Consider the following 2,325-nt stretch of genomic DNA (forward strand, 5'->3'; position numbering starts at 1 on the left):
AGGAACGAGATCGTGCCGACCCCGACGTTCCGTGCCATGACGTCGGCGAGCACGTCTTCGGCGTCGACGGTGTCGCTATCGGCGTCCGATGCGCTGGCCGTGAGCACCTGCTTGAGGGATGCCGCGGTCCTCCCACAGCCGCAACATCGTCCCACAGTCTCACCCCCGTTGTCCCAGAGAAGAGGAAGTCCCATGTTCACAGCACGGAAGTCACGTCTCGCCCTCGCCGGTGGAGCAGCGCTCGCCGCGGTGCTCGTCCTCGGCGGTTGCGCGAACAGCAACCCGCTCGACACCCCGAGTGAAGGATCGAGCTCCGGAGACGACACCATCGTCATCGGCTCGCAGGCCTACTACTCGAACGAGATCATCGCCGAGATCTACGCCCAGGCGCTCGAGGGTGCCGACATCAAGGTCGACCGCCAGTTCAGCATCGGCCAGCGCGACGCCTACATGCCCGACGTCGAGTCCGGCGCGATCGACCTGTTCCCCGAGTACACCGGAAACCTGCTCGAGTACCTCGACAAGGATGCGACCGCCACGAGCCCGGACGACGTGTACGCGGCGCTGAAGGACGCCCTGCCCGACGGCCTGACCGCTCTCGACTACGCCGAAGCCTCCGACCAGGACACCTACACGGTGCTCAAGAGCTTCGCGGAGGAGAACGGCCTCACCTCGATCGGCGACCTCTCCAAGGTGACCACCCCGGTCACGATCGGCGCCGCACCGGAGTTCGAGCAGCGCCCCTACGGCCCCGCGAAGGCCAAGGAGGTCTACGGCGTCGACCTCGGATTCTCCGCGACCGGCCCGACCACGCTGGAGTCCCTGCTCGCCGGTGAGATCCAGGTGGCGGACATCTACTCGGCCGACCCGGCGTTCCAGACCGAGGACATCGTCGCGCTCGAAGACCCGGAGAACATCATCCTGGCCTCGAACGTCGTGCCGATCGCATCGAGCGACGTCGCCGACGAGATCTCCGACGTGATCAACGCGGTCAGCAAGAAGCTCACCGCGGAAGAGCTCGTCGCCCTCAACGTGCAGAGCACGGTCGACCAGAAGTCGGCGGAGGACATCGCCAAGAAGTGGCTGTCCGACAACGACCTCAGCTGAGTCGCACAGACAGAAGCGCCCGGACCCGCACAGGGTCCGGGCGCTTCGTCGTTGCGGGGGTCAGATCCTGGCGTCCTGCTTCGGCACGAGGACCTGCTTGATGATGATGAGGATCGACGCGGTCACCGGCACCGCCACCAGGGCACCGAGCAGACCGAGCAGGGTGCCTCCGGCCAGGGCACCGATCACGACCAGCGAACCGGGGACAGACACCGCCTTGTTCATCACACGCGGGGTGATCACGTACGCCTCGATCTGCATGTAGACGAGGTAGATCGCCGCGAAGACCAGGGCGGCGATCGGGTTGGTGAACAGCGCGAGACAGGTGCCGAGGATCCAGAAGAGCACGGAGCCGACCAGCGGGATCAGCGTGATGCAGAAGGCGATCGCCGCCATCAGCGGCGGGAACGGCAGTCCGAGGAACAGGTACAGGAGGAAGGCCAGCGTCGCGTTGCAGAACGCCAGGATCACCATCCCCATCACATAACCGCCCACCGAGTCGGTGATCTGGTCGGCGATGTCTCCGGCGCGAGCCCGGTCGCGGGCCGGAGCGAGACGCAGCATCCCCTGCTTCATGGTGGGGAGCGATGCGAGGAAGTACAGCGTGAGGACGAGCACGACGATGGCGCCGGAGATGCTGGTGGCGATCGAGGCGCCGACGGCGAGGGCGCCGCCGCCGATCGTGGCCAGGTTGCCGAAGTCGGTCAGGAACGACTGCACCTGGGCCACGAGGTCCTGGAACTGATCGCCGAACTGCGCTTCCAGGGTTCCGTAGATGTCGCTGTGGGTGAAGTCCTTGATCATGCCGGGCACGGACTGCACGAAGCTCACGATCTGATCGATCACCACGGGGACGATCATCCAGATCACCAGGGCGAACACGACGATGAGCGCGAGGATCGTGATGACGACCGAGATGACGCGGGAGAGACCGCGGCGCTCCAGGAAACGCACGGCGGGGTCGAGCCCGAGCGCACCGAACAGGGCCAGTGCGATGTAGATCAGCACCGTGGACAGGTTCGACAGCGCGAGACCGATCACGATCGCGCCCAGGCCGCCGAGAGTCACCAGGAACCCGAAGACGAACGGACGGTCGATGCGCGTCCAGAAGGAGCGGCTCGGCGTGGTCGGCTCGATCACGACCGGACGAGGCGAGTCGGCCGCCGACGCGATCACCGCGGCGGCGGAGCCGGATGCGGACTGCCGACGGCGCCCGGG

General features: G+C 66.4%; 2 protein-coding genes. One reads left to right on the forward strand and one right to left on the reverse strand.

Features of this window, described 5'->3' with window-relative positions; all coding sequences use genetic code 11:
- The first annotated feature begins 192 nt into the window (after positions 1–192).
- Positions 193–1,107: an ABC transporter substrate-binding protein gene (locus KZA10_RS12660; RefSeq protein WP_218683048.1), complete on the forward strand. Its 915-nt coding sequence runs from the start codon at positions 193–195 to the stop codon at positions 1,105–1,107.
- 60 nt (positions 1,108–1,167) lie between these two features.
- Here the strand turns inward: KZA10_RS12660 and KZA10_RS12665 are convergent, their stop codons facing one another.
- Entirely contained in the window at positions 1,168–2,283 is a 1,116-nt protein-coding gene (locus KZA10_RS12665; RefSeq protein WP_374196588.1) for an AI-2E family transporter, read from the reverse strand.
- Positions 2,284–2,325 lie beyond the last annotated feature (42 nt).

Origin of the sequence: Microbacterium sp. BF1 (genome assembly GCF_019279095.1) — a bacterium.
GTDB classification, from domain to species: domain Bacteria; phylum Actinomycetota; class Actinomycetes; order Actinomycetales; family Microbacteriaceae; genus Microbacterium; species Microbacterium maritypicum.

What these genes read in the sequence shown, in the direction of transcription:
- KZA10_RS12660 (WP_218683048.1), top strand. Translation starts at nt 193, where the DNA reads ATGTTCACAGCACGGAAGTCACGTCTCGCCCTCGCCGGTGGAGCAGCG.